This window comes from Marinobacter shunpengi (genome assembly GCF_045449715.1).
GTDB lineage: Bacteria > Pseudomonadota > Gammaproteobacteria > Pseudomonadales > Oleiphilaceae > Marinobacter.
In genome coordinates this window covers 92,613-110,278 of the sequence record NZ_JBJJLA010000027.1, presented here as the reverse complement: position 1 = coordinate 110,278, position 17,666 = coordinate 92,613, and the positions used below count along the sequence as shown (strand labels likewise).

Sequence of the window (17,666 nt, the reverse complement as noted above, 5' to 3'; positions counted from 1 at the left end):
TCGGGCCGGATCCGGAATCCATTCCCGCTGATGTGTCATGGCTGGCAGAATTGATCATGAATATCCGTTAATGTCAGTCTGATTCCAAGCAGAGCAGGGAAAGCCTGGGCCCATGACGCAGATTGTTGTTATCGCCGTACTCCTGGTGGCCATCGCCTTCGCAGCGATGTTCGTGGCCGCCTATCGCCAGATCCGAAGCATGCGCTGGAAGCAGGCCCCTGTTTTCACGCCCATCGATGCACATCGTGTCCCCGGGAACGAAAAATCCCTTGTGGAGGAGAAAGCGCGCGAACTGGAAGCACTGGGGTTCGAGCCCCGCTTCTGGCTGGTGATCAACCCGCCGATGAGTCATCCGGATAGCACCCTTCACGGTCTCGTGCTTTTCCATCCCGACACCGGTAGCTACGGCGAAGTCACCATCCACCCGCAGCCCGAACCCGGCCATGAGTTCAACGTGGAATTCCTCCACTTCCCCGTCAACGGTGACATCCTCTACACCACCAACCGCATTCGCCATGTCCTGGGCGTAACCCCCCAGGGCTACCAGTGGGAAGATCCTTACCTGGATACCCTGGACGAACTCTGGGACTACCACCGGAACCGTGTTTCCGGTCAGGCAGCCAACGCAAGGGAAGTGTCTGCCAGCGAATTCTGCCGGCATGGCCATGCGTTCTTCGACGGCCTGGCGACCGAACTCTGCCACCGTGGAGACCTCACCATGGGCAATCGGGAAGCCGGCTACCGATTCAGCCACCTGGGAGCCTGGCGTCTCATCCGACGCATGCAGAAGGCGGGAAGCAAACTCGCAAAGGCCACGACACACAACGACCCTCAGACGCCCATGTTTCCCGATCCCCGGGTTTCCGTCATCGCCCACGCGAACAACGAGGCGGATATGGCCCGCAAACCCGCACCCGCTTCCCACAAGCTGGGCCTGCTGCTGGTTTCCCTGGTGCTGTTCATGATCAGCTTCGGTATGCGGCTGGACCTGACCGCCCTGATCGTCCTTGTGGCGGTCCTGTTCTTCCACGAAATGGGCCATATAGCGGCCATGCGGCTGTGTGGATTCCAGCGTTTGCAGGTGCTGTTCATCCCCTTCCTTGGCGCCATTGCCCGGGGCGAGAAAGAGGGCGCCTCCCCCCTGCAGGGCACCTTCATTGCCCTGGCGGGACCGGTGCCCGGCATCCTGCTTGGGGCTGCACTCTGGCTCACCTACCCCGAGTGGAGCCCGGAGTGGATGAGCACACTGATTTTCATGTTGTTGTTCATCAACTTCTTCAACCTGCTGCCCATCTACCCCCTTGACGGCGGCCAGGTGGCCAACCTCCTGATATTCCAGCGCTGGCCCGGACTCCAGGCCGCCTTTGGCGGGACCAGTATGCTGGCCTTCTTCGGGCTGGCCTGGTGGCTGTCCGAGCCATTACTGGCCGGTATCGGCATACTGCTGGCGTTCGGCCTGGTTCACCAGTACCGGGAAGCACAGGTACTCGCCCATATCCGGCGTGGTGCCCGGGATGGGCAGAAGACCGGAGAGGCACCTTCCCTGCATGACATCTACCAGGGCTTCGAGGCCACGCGGACCATCCTGCCCTTCCATGGCCGCTTCCAGCTTGCCAGAGGGTTGAGCAAGCGACTCAAGGAGCCCACACCAACACTGCGGGACAGCGTTATCGGGCTTGCCCTGTACCTGCTCTTCCTGCTGGGAACACCGGTAGCCGCCGCCTATCACGGCATTGTGGACTGGCCGTTCAATGACTACGAGACCGTAGACTGGGAAGCTCGCCTCGCCGAGACAGAGGACGATGCAACGCGGGCCCAGGTACTGTACTCCGCTGCCCGGGACGCCTATTACATGGATCGCTTCCAGAAAGCGCGGGAGTATCTGGACGAGTCCCGGGAATTGCTGGCCAGACTGGGTCTGTCGGAGTCGCTGTCAATGGCCCGGAACCTGCACCTGTCGGCGGAGATCGCCCACTACTACGACGAGGAACTGGCAGGCGACGATACGGAAGCCCTTGAGCAGCTACGGAAAGACGCCATCAACGATCTGCAGCAGGCCGTGGAGCTCTATCAGCTCAACGAGTCAACGGTTGAGGCCATTGACGGCCACGCCGAAGCGCTGGACCAGCTGGCCAGCATCGCAGAAACAGACGATGCGCCAGAACAGGCGTTGGCATATCTCAAGGAAGCCGAAGCACTCTGGAGGCAACTGGCCGCGGAGGACAACGGCTACAGCCTGGTTTACAACCTGAATCATCAGGCCAGGGTGTACTCCGAACTGGAGAATCACACTGCGGCCATCGGTCGCCTTCGGGAGAGCATGTCAGTAGCCAGGAGCATGGACGAATTCTCCCGCCCTTACCTCCTGCGGACTTCCGCCAACCAGCTCATCGACCTGCACCTTGACCTTGGTGAGTACAACAGGGCCCTGGCACTGGCGGACGAACTCCGCGACCAACCGGACATGGAACCCGACCTGTCGGAACGACGCGCCTGGGCACACTTCAAGCTCAGCGACCATACCAGTGCCAGGGCCGACCTGGAGGCTGCCATTACCACCCTGGAGTCCAATGAAGGCGAAGACTACCGCTATTATTACGACAAGGAGAAAGCAGATTACCTGGCCCAGTTACTGATGGTGCACCGTGAGGAAAGCCATGGAGGCCTGACCCGCGAACCACCTACCCGGGATACCGAACGTTTGCTGGCGGAGCTTGACGCCATCGACCTGAGTCCCGAAGACTACAAGGCCCACCTGCAACGCCAGTGCGAATGTGGCGACAAGTCCGGCTACCGCTACCAGCGTAGCCTGCTGATGCGAGATGCGGTTCACGAATATTTGCCCTAGTTCGGTATCCGCCTCTCTGAAAAGCGATAGGTTAGCGGGCCAGCCCGCACCCGGAAAGCCACTCTGGAAACGACTGCCAATTTGAGAACTGCTGCACGTTTGCCCATACCTCTCTGGACAGATTAATTAATTTTGGGCAATCTTTTTGCCCAACCTGCAATGGCCATAGGTCATTTCGCTCTTTTTAATGCATTCTCAAGGAATCATTACCATATGGATCTGGTCTACAAGAACGAAAAACCGTTATTCGTGATTGCTGCCCTTATCTCCGGGCTCTTCTGGCTGGCTCTGGTGCTGGGCACCCTGGGCATCTTCCTTATCTATGTCCTGCTTGCCTACGTCATCTTCCTGTTCGCCCACTCTGCCTTTATTTCTCACCTGAAGGGGTCGGGGGTGAAAATAACCCCCGAACAATATCCGGACCTGCACGCCAAACTGGTCAAGAGCTGTGAGCGGGTAGGACTGAAAGAGGTGCCCGATGCCTACCTGCTCCGGACTGACTTCTTCAATGCGCTGGCCACGCGGTTCCTTGGGCGCAGCTTTGTGGTCCTGTTCACGGATGTGGTGGACGCCCTGGAAGATCATCCAGACGCTATCGACTTCTACATCGGTCACGAGCTGGGACACATCCACCGCAATCATCTGTTGTGGAAGCCTTTACTCATGCCCGCCTCCATCCTGCCACTGCTGGGGCCGGCACTGCGACGGGCGGAAGAGTATACCTGTGACCGTTACGGCACCGCCTGCTGCGAGTCTGAAGATGACGTGAAAGCGGCTCTTGCTGCCATTGCTGCGGGTGACTCACGCTGGAAAACCATCAATGTGAGTGCTTATCTCGAGCAGACCAGGATCACCAGCGGGTTCTGGATGTCGTTCCATGAACTGACTGGCGACTACCCCTGGCTCACCAAACGCATGGCCACGGCACTCGCCCTGCACCGTGGCGAGAAAGTATCCCATCCGTCCCGTCACGGGCTGGCGTGGCTACTGGCCCTGTTTATTCCCAGAACTGGAGTCGGTGGCGGTATCGCCTCGATCTTCGTCGTTATTGCCATCATCGGTATCCTGGCGGCGATCGCCATTCCGGCATACAAGGATTACCAGCAGCGCGCCGCCATGACATCGGGTTATGGGGCATATTCCGACATGGATATGGCCGGGGCGGAGGCGGATACCACCGACTCATCGATCCGGCTTCGCGCAGCCTATTTTGAAGCTTACCCGCTTCAGCAGGAGGTGACGGATTACGCCATTGAAAACCAGGAATGGCCGGCGTCCCTGGAAAACCTGGGCTACCCGGACGTCACCATCGCCAACCACGAGCTCAGTTACGACATTGATCTTTACGATGGCGGCATGATTGGCGTCTGGATGGGCAACGATGTGTACGGCGAAGGAGAGTACCTGGTGATGGAGCCACAGGTGGACGAACAGGGGCAGATTAGCTGGCTTTGCTATGGGCAGAATGTGGACACAGGAGCGTTGCCCGCGGAGTGTCGCTGAGGGGGAAGGCCCCCTCTTTCGCGACCTGGACTGTCGAATGAAACGGACCGGTAACGGGGCACCCCGGTTTCTGTAGACCACCACCGACCGATCTAACGCCTTTCCGAAACCGGGGCCAGCCCCATGCGTCGTGACTGCCCCGGCAGAGATAGTCCGGGCTACCGTGGGCCGTCACTCACCAGCCACGGGGGCAACACTACCCAACCATTGCCGCAGGTCGTCACCCAGATGGTACTGGGGATAGGACCAGTCATCCTCCTCCATACCGATCTCTTTCTCCCACACCCGGATCTGCTTGCTGATCTGGTCGAACATGGCGTCCGGGTCGGTGAGTGACAGTCCCACGCTTCGGTACACCGCCTTGGTGAACCAGGTCATCTTCGAGTCATCGCCGCACCCGAACGATGTGCGGTCTTTCCGGGCGGAGGTCATGATCAACGTGTTGCTGTCCTTGAGCTGATCCACCCAGTGGCCGGAATAGCAGGCCGACACCACCAGCAGCTTTCGGCGGGCTTCCAGGGGTTCCAGCATCGCCGCAAAATCCTCGGGGGTCAGGTCAGGAAGATCGATACCGGGTTGCCGCAGCACCAGTTGCCCGTCGCTTCCGCCATGGCTGACCAGGTGGATGACCAGCAGGTCTTCCTCCGGGTTCATGTGCTGATCCAGGGCTTCCAATGCCGTTGCAATGGAGGGCCTGGTTGCCAGGGGAAGGGACTCGTAATCCCGGTGGTTGAGCAGCATGATGGCGCGATTCTCAGTATCGAACAGCGTCTGCACGCCTTTCCTGGCCACCTTGATGTCGCGCATGAAAACGGACTCGGTGCCGTCACCGCCCACGGCAAGGAAGTAGGCGTCCGTCACCCCCGGACGCTCCGGTGCCAGGTTGTCGATCTGTTGGTCCAGGCGCTGGCGGTCCTCGGCAAGAATGGTTTCGGTGAGCGCTTCTGCGGGTTCCTCCGGAACCGGCGCTTCGGGGATGTATTCATCCCCTCCGACAAACTCACCCTCTTCCCAGATACCCGAGAGGCTGCCCAGTTCCGCCGATTCCCCGGAATAGTAGTAAGTTCCCTCGCCGTGGTAATACCAGTCGCGGAATTCCCCCTGGTAGGTCCCGTACTCGTCGATATGCATGCCCTTTACGGGGCTGCCATTGGCAAACTCCGCCACGTAAACGCTGTTGCCGACTTCATAACGACCATGACCGTGGAAGTCATCCTTCCGGAAGCCGCCCTCATAGCGGCTGTGCGCATCCTCAAGCACACCCTGGCCCGACATCAGGCCTTCCCTGAAGCGACCCTCGTAACGCCAACCCGCCGGGGATTCCAGCACACCCTGACCATGCCAGTACCCGTTCCTGAACTCCCCGCGGTACACCATGCCGCTGTTGAATTCCTGGACGCCCTCACCGTGGAAACGGCCCTCTTCAATATCGCCAGTGTAGGTGCTGCCGTCGGGGAGCTGGGCATCGGGGGGGAGCAGTTGTGCCGTGTCGCAGGCTGCTAGTAGAAGAATTGCGATCAGTGGTAGGGGCAGTCGCAGGGAGCGTGATAATACAGTCTTCATCTTGTCTTCTTTGCTTGTAGGATATGCGCCAGTTTGCCAGTGTATCGGTTGACCGTCATCCGAACAGAGCACCTCAACGCCTGTTCGTTCACATCAGGCCATGTCTGTATTTAAAACCATGCGCTAATCCAGAGCCAACTCCCTGACCCCAGCTCCATAGAATCAAGGATTACCACATAATGAAAAAGTTACGCACAAAGTAAGCTGACAAGAAGATGAAAATCAGAGCAGATAAACCATCCAATACCGCCTTACCCGAGAAAAGCCTCAGAAGCTCAAATCCTAAATAGGCGATCGAACCCCATCTCACCAGAGATGAAGCCAACTCCAGATCGAAAATGGCCTCAAGCCTTCCATTTTCTGGGATTAGCATCATACCCGGCCGAATCACTTCAGAGCCCAACAATAAAAATATCGTCAATGAGAAGATCTTCAATATGTGCATGACAACCACAAAATTCCTGTTCGTAAAAAATAGGCTCAAATAGATATCCTTATCAAACCACAATCATTAGTCATGATTTCTCTTGGAGTCCCAAGGATGTTCGATCAGATGCTCATTAATCCGGGCGCTTCACTTGAAGCTGGAGACCGCCGCGCATCAATACTCCCATTTTCGTTATCAAGAGGACCAGACTAAGAGACCGGCCATTACCCGACCTAGAAATAGCCATTACAAACCAATCAACCCCACCCGCCCAAAACAATAGTCGTCACAGAAAATACAAAGACCAAGAAAATAGATAGCAATATAGAAACAATAAACAAAAAAAGGCCCACCTTAGAACCAGAAACTTTGACCTTACCCCGCCAATATAGGAAGCCAAAAACGTATAGAGGAAGTAGCGCTATCAAAAGCACTGACAACCAATACCCCATAAACTTAATGGCATACCCTGAAAAAGTGAAGATTGCCTCCATAATATTACCAGACACCCTTAAAACCCATTTATGACTTCCTCATCAACTGGCCCCCAGACCATATCATCCAACCAAACGTTAGGGCCTCCCATATACCCATAACCACCACCCTCAGTACGAATTTTATATGAACCATCCTCCATAATTATGGTCCTCTCAACAATGCCAGGATGTAAAGCATGATCTTCCATGGTCTCATTCCGAATTCCGGTTTGCGTTCCTTCATCATTGTATAATGCGGTAGTTCTTACATGATCCTCTCCAAAAGGACCCGGAATATCAACATCAGCAATATATTCCTCACCGGGCACAAACGCTTCAGCCTGATTAGGATGAACCCCTCTGGCATTCAAGGCCTGAACAGCAGATTGATAACTACATTCATCTACCACAACGTCACAGATAGCCGGCGAGGTCCTACTATAAATGTGATTTCCCTTACTAAACCAGTTCTCAGTCCAGTCTCCTTCATGTACAGCCAACTCCTTAGACCGTCTTCCCGAATCAACTTCAGTCATCGCCGGAGTTTCATCAGTAATCGCAGCCAACTCTCCCCGTTCTGCGTTGGCTTCAGATACAGCAACCTCCTGCGTTAACCCAAGAGGGTCAACGTAATCAATGGGGTTCAAAGTGTACCTATATCCGTTCAGCCCCCCCATGATTCCGATAGGGTCAACTGTGATGTATCTCAGTAATAATGGATCGTACTCCCGAAACCTATTCTGAACGATCCCGGTCAATTCATCTTCAAACTGCCCCGGCAATCGAATCGGCTGATGAGCATAGCCTTTCGGCATCTCCGGCTGACAATACCCCCATGCATCAGAATTCGCCTGCCAGACGAGTTCACCATCCTTGTCCCACAAGCGAACCGGCATCATCCGCCAGTCCAGTTCATAGTAGTGGGGCTGGCCGTCGATCAGGGTGAGCAGGGGCTCGTCAGTTTTCGGATCCCGAATGTACCACTGCCACTGCCCTTCCGGGTTCTGCTCCCCCATCAAAACATCGTTGTGCCACAGGTAGGTAGTGGTGCCCGCTTCGCTCTTGCGCCAGGCCCGTCTGCCCAGGGCGTCGTAGCCGTAGGTGACGTGAATGCCCGGCTTTCTGACTTCAATGAGCTGGCCTTCGGCGTCGAACTTCCTGCTTTCGGTGGTTTTGCCGATGACACGGATTTCCGCGCCCAGGGTGTCGTATTCGCGCTTGTCATCGGCGGTTTCAATCAGCCGGTCATTCTCGATCTTGCCGCCGTCGGGGATTCGGTTGCCGCCCAGGTCGTAGTGGTAGGTGGTGTCATTCTCCCGGATGAGCTGGCCCTGTGGATCGCGCTCGTAATAGGTGTCGCCGGTGAGGCTGTCGATGGCCGCTTCCAGTCGGGATTCGGCGTCCCAGCGGTAACGTCGGGTCGCCGGGGTCTTGCCCTGCCAGCGCCGCTTGATCAGGCAGCCGTAGCGGTCGTGGATCTGGGTTTGTTTGTTGTTACCGGCCTGGCGTTCGGTTTCCCGGCCCTGGTTATCGAGGGTACGGCGGATGGCGGGCTGGCCGTTGAGGTCCAGGTGGGTCCAATGGCCGTGCTTATCGTAGCGATAGCGGACTTCGGTGCCGTCCGGCAGGGTCATGGTTTCCAGCAGACCGTTGTTGGTGTAGGAATAGCCGACGGTGTGCCGGTCCTGGTGGTGTTCGGTGACCTGGCCACGGTTGTTCCAGGTCCAGCGGACCTTGCGGTCGGCGCAACTGGCGTGGCTGCGGCGACCGAATTTGTCGTACTGGTAGTGGCGGGTGACCGGGGCCCGGTCCCTGCCCTGGCTGGTCTGGGTGATGACGCGGCCGCCTTCATCCCGTCCCACGGTCTGTACCCAGACGCCCGGATGCTCCCGGCGGATGATTTCGCCGGCGGCGTTGTAGTGGAAGTGGATATCTCGCCCGTCCGGTGCCTGGCAGCGGTCCACCTTGCCCCGGGCGTTCCAGCCCAGTTGCCACTGGTTGCCATCGGCCCGGGTGACGCGGGTCAGGCGTTCTTCCAGGTCATAGTCGTAATGGACGCTATGGCCGTCCGGGCGGCGATAGGCGATGGGCCGGGCCAGTTGGCCGTAGTCGTAGTGGTGGGTGTCGCCCACCGCGTTGGTGTAGGTGGTCAGCAGGCCGGAGTCGTTATAGCCAAACTGTCGGCTGCGTCTCTGGTCCGGGGCCTGTTCCGGATACTGGTGGACGGCAAGGAGCTTGGCTCCCTCGTAGTCGTATTCGGTGACCAGATCCTGTTGCAGATAACCCGCTACGCGGCCCTGGGGATCGAACGCGAAACGATGGAGGTTGCCCTGTCGCTCGTCGGCCAGCACGTCACCGTTGGGGCTGTACCCGATTCGGCGGACTTCGCCGGTGTCGCTGGTGGCCTGCGTCATCCAGCCATTGGCATCGTACTGGTAGCGCCACTGGCTGCCATCCGCACGTTCCTCGCTGAGCAGGCGTCCGACACTGTCGAACTGGCGGCGGGTGGTCAGGCCATCCGGAGTCTGCTCGGCGGTACAGAAGCCCATGGCGTTGTAGTGCCAGCGGTGCTGGCGACCATCCGGCTGTTGTTCGATGACCTTGCGGCCCCAGGCATCATAGCCGTACTGTGTCGTGCGACCATCCGGCAAACGGTAGACCACCAACAGGCCACTTTCGTCGTCATAGGCCCATTGGTAGGTGGCGCCATCCGGCTCCTGGCGAGCGGTGATACGACCCTGGTCGTCGTAGTGGAAGACCTGGGTGTTGCCAAAGGCGTCGGTGACCTTCGTCTGGTAGTGGTCCGGCTGGTAGTCGAAGTGGAATTCGTGGTGGCCATCGTCACCCCAGCTGTGGAGACATCTGGCGGCAGGCCCATGGCCCTGCCATTGAAAGTTGATGCCATAGCCCGTTGGCAACTCACGGCGCGTGAGCAAATGGCCCTGATACTGATAGGTCTCCCGGCCATGATGACTGGCGCTGGCGACCAGGTCGCCCTCTTCGCTGTAGTCATATCGGGCAAGTTCAGAGCGCTGATCATCCTGACAGAGCAACACCTGAACCAGCCGCTCCCGGGACTGGGGCGTCGTCCGTTTCCAGACCAGTTGAAGGTATCGTTCCGGTGCCACTTCAATGCGGAACAGGCGGTGCTCCCGATCGTACTGGAAGCGCCACTGCTGGCCGCTCAGGTCCTGGACGGAGACGGGGTGCCAGAGATGGTTGTCGGTGGTGGCGAATCGCCAGGCGGTACCATCCTTCTCGGTGAGCACCATGCGGCTATCCCGCTTGCACTCCAGGCGCATGCCGGCGCTGACCTGGACGCTGATTTCCCCTGGTGATAGTGCATCGAACAAGACAACGCGGCCCTGATGGTCAAGGACGCGAATGCCGTCTTCCTCCATCCAGATATAACGCAGGCAGTCGACACTCCAGCCTGCGCCGAAGCCCAGATCACGATCGCAGTTGCCGGAGCGGTAGCGGCGTTGCCAGGAGAGGGGCATCGGGGCGGGGACTGTGAAGTCTTCCAGGATCAGCACCTCCTCGCCTGTGGCGGGTGCTACCGGATCACCGACTCGCTCATCATACTCATCGTCATTTCCAACGGCGGTATCGCTGATGCCAGCAGATTCAGACGCGCCGCCACTGTCGGGGGCGGAAGCCACCTTGGGCTCCTGAGTTCGGGTTTCGGACGGGCCCTGTGCACCCTCGCTGGACGGCATGGTTACCGGGGCTTCCGATGGCAATTGGTAGGCAAGCAGTTCGCCCGACTCAAGTCGCTGCCCCAGGCGAATGTAATAATGGCTGGCCGAGGCGTTGCGCGCCATCTGCCCGGTAGGTCTGCCACCCAATCTGGCCCAACGCTGCCGATAGTCGTCGAAGTACCGATTGAATGCACGGTTCAGCCACGCGGCATAGTCCTGGGCGGAAGTCTTTTCGATACGGGTACCGGTACCTGCACCAGTATCGGCGTCGGCGGCACCAATGGCGTACATCGTTCCATCGATCGCGGTGAACTTCTCCATGCTTTCCCTGTTTCCCTATGCGTTGTAAACAACCACCGATAACCCCACCAGCGGGCTCGTATCCATATCCAGAATCACGGTGGGTGCCTGCCAGTCCCCCAGCCGGTACCCCTCGTGCATCCAGTACCAGTTAAACAGGCTGCCAACCGTGCCCAGCGGCCCGATACGGGCCTCGGCGAACTCCCAGCGCACGTCCCGGCCCACCCAGTTGCCCATGGCGGACAGGCTGGGCAACAGCCGGTCGAGGCTGCCGTCGCTGCCGGTGCCCGGCAGGAAGATCACTTCCGGGTCCGATACCACCGCCCGGGCCTGGTCCAGCAGGGAGGTGAGGTCAGTGTCGCCATCCAGCCGGCCGTCCACCAGGTTGAGCATCAGGCCCAGGCCCGCCTGCGACGGTTCCAGGTCCACCTGCAACCGGCTCTCCACCACGGTCTGCGGTTGCGGGCCGGGCATCCGGTCCAGCGCCACCAGGGTGGCCGGTGCCTGCAGGCGGTTGATCTGGCTCAGGGCCAGGGTGACACCGGAACGCCCGAAACCCACTTCCACCTGGCCAGCGGCCAGGTCCTGCCAGAGATGCCGCTCGCTTCTTTCCCGGTCCGGAAGGACAACCCAGGTGGGGCGATCGCCGCCCAGGTAATCGCGGAACGACTGTTCCAGGCAGGCCTGCTCCCCGGCCTGGTCATCCTTTTGCGGTACGGCCTCCGGAACGCCTGCCAGTACACCGCCGTTGTCCAGGATATCATCCAGGGAGGCCCCCGCGAGGACGCCTTCAGCCCGGGTCAGTCGCCAACGCACCACTGGCCTCCGAACAACGACCAGGGGGACCCGTTAATCTGCTGGCCACTCCAGTACCAGCAGCGCTCTCGAAAGCCCATGGGCAGGGCCGTGAACCGTTTCTGCCAACTGGCGGGTTTCAGGCCGTGGCCATCCCTGAGGATCTCGCCCCAGCACTGGTAGCCGAAGGGGGATGGCTCCTGCTGACGACCGCGACGGTCTCCCATAAGCCAGCGCAGTTCCCGTTCGGCGGCATCGGCCACGTCCTCGTTACCATCCAGGCCGGTACCGGCACCAATGGCCTCCAGCCAGGACAGGAAGCGCCGGGCACAACTGACACCCATGGCCTCGACAGTGGTTGTGGTGTCCACCTCCGCCAGCAGCCAGTTCACCATCCACAGCTGCCAGTCGTTGTGGGCGCCGACCATCAGCGGGTAGAACCAGTCCTTCCAACTGGCGAAACCTTCGCCCCGGGCATCGGCGGGCAATATGTCCCACAGGGTTGCCACCAGTGACCTGGACAGCTCCTTGTGGCCATCCACCACCGCTGCCCATTCCCTCCAGGGCTGGGGCAGCTTGTCGTTCTGCCCCCTGCGCCAGTAGGCCCGCGCCGCCAGCACCTGTAACTCGGGTGCCTCCGGGAATTCACGGGTGACTGACAGGCCCGGATAGTTGGCCGCCAGCCACCAACTCAATGATTCACCGCCGGGTTCTTTCGCCAGGGCGTCCAGTGCCGGCCGAACCCGGACGCCGCCGATCGACACCGCCACCTCCAGCCAGAGCGTGGCTTCGTCCACCGGCAGGGAGGCCAGGGGCAGCAGGCTTCCCTCCGTCAGGTTTTCCGGCAACGGCGATGCGGCGTCACCCCGCTCGGCCCGGGTCAACAGGCGACGGTCCACCTGGCGGAGCTGTTCCAGGGAGGCATCGTCGCTGGCCAGCAGGGCGCGACGGGTGGCGATCAGTTCGTCGAGTGTCTGTTGCATCATGCGACAGCCATCAGTTCAGGTTGATTTTCGGCGCTTTGAGGTTGATGGCCGAGGAGCCTTTAACATTAATGGCGCTGCCTTCGATGTTGATCAAACCGGAGCTGTACATGGTGATGGACGCTGCACCGGTCTTTATCGTGATGCTGTCGCCCGCTTCCAGTACGTGGTTCTTGCCGACGTTGACAGTCTGGTTGTTGCCGACGGTCTCGGTATCATCGTTGCCAATGGTCGTGGTCCGGTCCACGCCCACATCGTCGGTCTGGTTGTTCTCTACCGTCAGTTCGTGATCCTTCTCGGCATGGACCCGCAGCCACTCGCTGCCCAGGGTGTCGTCAAAGCTGATCTCGTTGTAGTTGGCCCCGCTGCCCTTGGTGGTGGAACGGGACTTGATGCCGGAGATGTTCTTCTGCGACTCCGGGTCATAGGGCATCTGGTTCTTGCCGTTGTAGACGGAGCCGGTAATCAGGGGCTGGTCCGGGTCGCCGTTGACGAACTCCACCAGCACTTCCTGGCCCACCCGGGGGATAAACTGGGCACCCCAGCGCTCGCCCGCCCAGCTCTGGGCCACGCGGATCCAGCAGGAGCTCTTCTGGTCGAGTTGGCCTTCCCGGTCCCAGTGGAACTGCACCTTGACCCGGCCGTACTGGTCCACGTGGATTTCCTCACCGGCCGCACAGGTGACGGTGGCGGTCTGCAGGCCCGGCATGACGGGTTTGGGGATGCGGGCCGGCACGTAGGGCTGGTTCGCGGGCCGGCACAGGAATTCGTTGTGGTAGGCGATGGTGCCCATGGACGGCTGGTTGTCCGCGTTCAGGGGCACTTCCGCCTGGATGAGGATATCGGTGATCAGGAACTCGTTGGGGTCCTGGGGGCCGTCCTCGTGGGACTGGAAGCTAAAGGTCAGGCCAGCGCCAAAAGACCGATAGGTGGAGATGGCCTCCAGGGTTTCCGCTTCCATGGCCAGGGCCTGAAGGTGCTTCTTGGTCAGGTTGGCCTTGTCTTTCAGGGGGCGGTCTTCGCCATGGTAGGCAAACAGTTCCCGCTGGCCGAACAGGTCACCCGGCACCTTTTCGCCGGATTCCACATGGACGGGGTCCGTGGGGCGGGTAAAGTCGAAACCGCGTTCGATCATGTGGTCGGACATGGCACGGTAGCCCTTCTCCCAGTGGGAAATACGGGCCGACCCGATGTTGCGGGAGGTAAACACCACCTGGTTTTCCAGCGCCGGCTGGAAAGCCGTGTCGCTGTCGGTAATCACCATGGTGTGGGCGCTGTCGGTGTGCTCGAAGAAAAAGGTCAGGCCCTCGTTGGCCAACACCCGGCAGATAAACTCCCAGTCGCTCTCGTTGTACTGCACATAGTAACGGTGCGTATAGAGCGCGCCGTTGAGCACCTTGCGGTGGTCCACACCGTGCTCACCCAGCAGGGTTTCCACGATGTCCAGGGCGGTCTTGTCCTGGAAAATACGGCAATTGGTGCGGCTGGAGGCGGACCAGGCACGGGGGACGATGACCGCGGAATAACGCTGCCCGTCCTTGTTGTGCATGGGCTTGCCCAGCTCGCTGATATGGAGGAAGTGGCCGTGGAAATAACGTTCCCTGGATCCCAGTTTGTCGGTCATGGCGAGACTGATGACAACTTCCTCACCAATATGCTGTTTCATATCCCTGATCCGCTGATTGGCGGTGAAGCCAACCTCGATCTGGAACAGCCGTGACATACCCTCGCTGACCGTGAGTCTTTCGAGGATCAGCTCATCCTCGCCCAGCGAGCTGTGAATCTTGAGAAAATGATGCTGAGTTTCCTTGCTCATGAACGTCCACGCCATCCTGAATGAATCGGGGGAAGAGGGCACCCGCAGGTGCCCTCCCGGAGACAGAGAACCCTGTTTTAGAGCTTCTGACCCTTGACACCGCTGTAGCCGTAAACCTTCGGCTGAGTGATGTCGTTCTTGTCGTTGCTCGGGCTGGCCGTCATGGTCAGCTCGGTGTAGGAAATGGTGATGCACTCGGTCGGGCGATCACCCTGTACAGACAGGCTGTAGTTGGAAATCATGGCGTCGGTCAGTTCGATCTTCATGATTTCTTCGATTTCATCGCCCTGCTTGGTGATGAAGAAAGTGGCCTTACGGCCCTTGCCGATGGTGGCTTCACGGAACAGGTCAGGAGACGCGTTGTCCTGCAGCTTGGTGATAGTGATATCGCCCAGGCGGGTTGCAGAGGCTTCGCGGTCCATCGCGGTACCGGTGTAGGCAGTGATTTCCCGATGAACGTTAAAGTCCATGGAAAGCACGGTGATCATGTCTTTGTACTGGTTAGCAGTCGCTTCACCAGAAATGCCTTCATAGTCCAGATAGGTATTAGCTTGCATGTGTATCTCCTTAGGTTTTTTGTACGTCCTGTAACAAGGACATGGTCATCCTGGCCGCCGCTCAAGCGCCGTCCATGGATTCGGTCTGGCGTTCGGGCACCGCCTGTGTACTGACGACCACATCCAGATCGCCGTCGTTCACAGTGATGTCCACCGCCGAAATCGGGGTTTCATCCGCCAGGCATTCCAGGATTTTCCTGGAGGCCGCAGGCAGCACATCCCGGTGCAGGATCTGCTGGATATTACGGGCGCCGGAACTGGCCTCGGTGCAACGTTCCACCACAGCGTCCACCACGCCATCGTCGTAGCCAAGCGCAACGTCGTGATGACGCAGCAGGCGCTGGTTGATGCGTTCCAGTTGCAGACGGGTGATCTCCGCCAGCTGTTCGCGTCCCAGGGGCCGGTAGGGCAGCACGCTGGTGCGCCCCAGGAAGGCCGGCTTGAAGATCTCCAGCAACTGGTCCCAGATGGCCACTTTCAGGGTCTTCGGGTCTTCCGGCGCGGTCATTTCATCCGCGTACAGGTCGGCGATCTGCTCGGACCCGGCGTTGGAGGTCATCAGGATCACGGTGTTGCGGAAGTCCACGTCCTGGCCCTCACCGTCCCGCAGGGAGCCCTTATCGAACACCTGGTAGAAGATGTCCTGCACGCCCGGATGGGCCTTTTCCATCTCGTCCAGCAGGATCACGCTGTAGGGCTTGCGGCGCACGGCTTCGGTGAGCACACCGCCCTCACCGTAGCCGACATAACCGGGAGGGGAGCCCACCAGTTGCGAGACCTTGTGCTCCTCCTTGAACTCGGACATGTTGATCACGGTGAGGTTGGACTCGCTGCCATAGACCTGCTCGGCCAGGGCCAGCGCGGTTTCGGTCTTGCCCACGCCGCTGGGGCCCACCAGCAGAAATACGCCCAGGGGCTTCTTCTCATCCGCCAGGTCGGCACGGGCCACGCGAATGGTCTCGGCAATGTCGTCCAGGGCATGGTCCTGGCCTTTCACCCGGGTTTTCAGGTTCTGGTCCAGAGTCAGGATGCCGGCCACTTCGTCGGCCTGCATGCGGCCCATGGGGATACCCGTCCAGTCGGACAGCACTTCCGACACCAGTTGGCTGTCCACCTGCCAGTGCACCATGGGCTGCTCCCGCTCGGCGAGTTGGTCCCGCAGTTCGTTCAGCTCGGAACGCAGTTCTTCGTCGGCTTCCTCGCTGAGCTTCTCGCCCAGTTCAGAGGCCGACGCCACCAGGGTCTGTTCGGTCTGCCAGATCTTCTCCAGGCGTTCGACCTGTTCCTCCGCCTGCTGACGGCTTGAGGCCAGTTCTTCCAGGCGGCGACTGTGGTCGGCACCAGTGCGGCTTTCCCGGGCGAGGATTTCGTCCTCCAGCTCCAGGGCCGCCAGTTCGGCACGGGCCTTCTCCAGCAGGGTAGGCATGCTGGCCTGGCTCATGGCCACCCGGGCACAACAGGTATCCAGCAGGGCCACAGCCTTGTCAGGCAGTTGCCGACCGGCCAGGAAGCGCATGGACAGGCGCACCGCCGTGCCCACGGCCTCGTCGGTGATGATGACACCGTGGTGCTTCTCCAGGGTGGGCGCCAGCCCTCGCAGGATCTGGATGGCGATGTCCTCGGAGGGCTCGTCCACCTTCACCACCTGGAAGCGGCGGGTCAGGGCGGCGTCCTTCTCGAAGAACTTCTTGTACTCGGCCCAGGTGGTGGCGGCGATGGTGCGCAGCTCGCCCCGGGCCAGGGCCGGCTTGAGCAGGTTGGCAGCGTCGTTTTGGCCTGCCTGGCCGCCGGCGCCCACCATGTTGTGGGCTTCGTCGATAAACAGGATCACCGGGTCGACGGAATTCTTCACTTCCTCAATCACGCCCTTGAGACGATTCTCGAACTCCCCTTTCACGCCAGCGCCTGCCTGCAGCAGCGCCAGATCCAGGGTCAGCAGCCGGGCCTTTTTCAGGGCCTCGGGTACGGAGCCGTCAGCAATGCGTTGCGCCAGGCCTTCCACCACGGCGGTCTTGCCAACGCCGGCCTCACCGGTGAGGATCGGGTTGTTCTGGCGACGGCGGGTGAGGATGTCGATCATCTGACGGATTTCGTCGTCACGCCCCAGCACCGGGTCCAACTTGCCTTCCCGGGCCTGGCCGGTCAGGTCGATGGTGAACTGGGACAGGTGTTCTTCCTTGCCCTTGCAGGCCGGACGGCGGGGCTCGCTCGCTTCGCTGCCACCCAGCTTTTCCCGCAACTGGGCCCAACTGGACAGCAGTTGCTGTGGGTCCAGGCGCTCCAGCTCCCGGGCATGGCGAGTGGCCAGCGCGGCCATGGCGGTATCGTTGAGCAATGTGTACAGCAGGGTGGCTCCGCGCATGGCGGGCTCACCGAACTCGATGGACGTGTCCAGCCAGCACTGGCGCAGCAGGTCCACCAGCCGTGGGGACAGGCTCGGGGTGGCGCCACTGCCGGTGCGGAAGCTCTCCAGGCCTTCATTCAGCTGGTCTTCCAGCCGTTCCAGGCTGAGGCCGAAATGGTCCAGCACCAGCACCAGGTCTTCATCCCGGGACTGCAACAGGGCCTTCAGCAGGTGTTCGGTCTCCACGGTGTGGTGGGTCCGCTGGAAACATTGCCCGACAGCGCCTTCCAGGGCCTGACGGGTGCTGTCGTTCATTTTCTCTACCAGTGACTTCAGCGTCATTGAGGACATCG

Annotated in this window: 10 protein-coding genes; 2 read left to right on the top strand and 8 right to left on the bottom strand. The window is 60.0% G+C overall.

All coding sequences use genetic code 11. The features are described from left to right. Window positions 1-112 precede the first annotated feature (112 nt). The gene (locus tag ACJO3T_RS19065; RefSeq protein ID WP_406979505.1) at window positions 113-2,848 is read left to right on the top strand and encodes a site-2 protease family protein; all 2,736 of its coding nucleotides are present in this window, start codon (window positions 113-115) and stop codon (window positions 2,846-2,848) included. A 213-nt stretch (window positions 2,849-3,061) separates the two neighbouring features. Beyond that, complete coding sequence (locus tag ACJO3T_RS19060) at window positions 3,062-4,351, top strand: M48 family metallopeptidase (protein ID WP_406979503.1); 1,290 nt, start codon at window positions 3,062-3,064, stop codon at window positions 4,349-4,351. Between the two features lie 171 nt (window positions 4,352-4,522). Here the strand turns inward: ACJO3T_RS19060 and ACJO3T_RS19055 are convergent, their stop codons facing one another. The 8 genes from ACJO3T_RS19055 to tssH all read right to left on the bottom strand — a co-directional run bounded on the left by ACJO3T_RS19055 (window position 4,523) and on the right by tssH (window position 17,655). Beyond that, a complete protein-coding gene (locus tag ACJO3T_RS19055; RefSeq protein WP_406979502.1) occupies window positions 4,523-5,914 on the bottom strand; it encodes a C13 family peptidase in 1,392 nt (463 codons plus the stop codon). A gap of 169 nt (window positions 5,915-6,083) precedes the next feature. Then, complete coding sequence (locus ACJO3T_RS19050) at window positions 6,084-6,359, bottom strand: hypothetical protein (RefSeq protein WP_328189685.1); 276 nt, start codon at window positions 6,357-6,359, stop codon at window positions 6,084-6,086. Window positions 6,360-6,852: 493 nt separating this feature from the next. Next, window positions 6,853-10,839, bottom strand: a complete 3,987-nt coding sequence (locus tag ACJO3T_RS19045; RefSeq protein ID WP_406979500.1) for an RHS repeat-associated core domain-containing protein — start codon at window positions 10,837-10,839, stop codon at window positions 6,853-6,855. Between the two features lie 15 nt (window positions 10,840-10,854). After that, the gene (locus ACJO3T_RS19040; RefSeq protein WP_406979499.1) at window positions 10,855-11,634 is read right to left on the bottom strand and encodes a hypothetical protein; all 780 of its coding nucleotides are present in this window, start codon (window positions 11,632-11,634) and stop codon (window positions 10,855-10,857) included. Continuing rightward, the gene (locus ACJO3T_RS19035; protein WP_406979498.1) at window positions 11,619-12,599 is read right to left on the bottom strand and encodes a hypothetical protein; all 981 of its coding nucleotides are present in this window, start codon (window positions 12,597-12,599) and stop codon (window positions 11,619-11,621) included. The genes ACJO3T_RS19040 and ACJO3T_RS19035 overlap by 16 nt, the downstream gene beginning before the upstream one ends. Before the next feature lie 10 nt (window positions 12,600-12,609). Continuing rightward, window positions 12,610-14,412: a type VI secretion system Vgr family protein gene (locus ACJO3T_RS19030; protein WP_406979497.1), complete on the bottom strand. Its 1,803-nt coding sequence runs from the start codon at window positions 14,410-14,412 to the stop codon at window positions 12,610-12,612. A gap of 77 nt (window positions 14,413-14,489) precedes the next feature. After that, window positions 14,490-14,969 carry an Hcp family type VI secretion system effector gene (locus ACJO3T_RS19025; protein WP_328189679.1) on the bottom strand — a complete coding sequence of 160 codons (480 nt, stop codon included), beginning with the start codon at window positions 14,967-14,969 and terminating at the stop codon, window positions 14,490-14,492. Window positions 14,970-15,030: 61 nt separating this feature from the next. Beyond that, complete coding sequence (gene tssH, locus ACJO3T_RS19020) at window positions 15,031-17,655, bottom strand: type VI secretion system ATPase TssH (protein ID WP_406979542.1); 2,625 nt, start codon at window positions 17,653-17,655, stop codon at window positions 15,031-15,033. Between the last annotated feature and the right edge of the window lie 11 nt (window positions 17,656-17,666).

Excerpts from the sequence above, each read along its gene's own strand:
- ACJO3T_RS19050 (WP_328189685.1), bottom strand. The coding sequence starts at position 6,359 with ATGCACATATTGAAGATCTTCTCATTGACGATATTTTTATTGTTGGGC.
- ACJO3T_RS19045 (WP_406979500.1), bottom strand. The coding sequence starts at position 10,839 with ATGGAGAAGTTCACCGCGATCGATGGAACGATGTACGCCATTGGTGCC.
- ACJO3T_RS19030 (WP_406979497.1), bottom strand. The coding sequence starts at position 14,412 with ATGAGCAAGGAAACTCAGCATCATTTTCTCAAGATTCACAGCTCGCTG.
- ACJO3T_RS19065 (WP_406979505.1), top strand. The coding sequence starts at position 113 with ATGACGCAGATTGTTGTTATCGCCGTACTCCTGGTGGCCATCGCCTTC.
- ACJO3T_RS19025 (WP_328189679.1), bottom strand. The coding sequence starts at position 14,969 with ATGCAAGCTAATACCTATCTGGACTATGAAGGCATTTCTGGTGAAGCG.
- ACJO3T_RS19055 (WP_406979502.1), bottom strand. The coding sequence starts at position 5,914 with ATGAAGACTGTATTATCACGCTCCCTGCGACTGCCCCTACCACTGATC.
- ACJO3T_RS19060 (WP_406979503.1), top strand. The coding sequence starts at position 3,062 with ATGGATCTGGTCTACAAGAACGAAAAACCGTTATTCGTGATTGCTGCC.
- ACJO3T_RS19035 (WP_406979498.1), bottom strand. The coding sequence starts at position 12,599 with ATGATGCAACAGACACTCGACGAACTGATCGCCACCCGTCGCGCCCTG.
- tssH (WP_406979542.1), bottom strand. The coding sequence starts at position 17,655 with ATGACGCTGAAGTCACTGGTAGAGAAAATGAACGACAGCACCCGTCAG.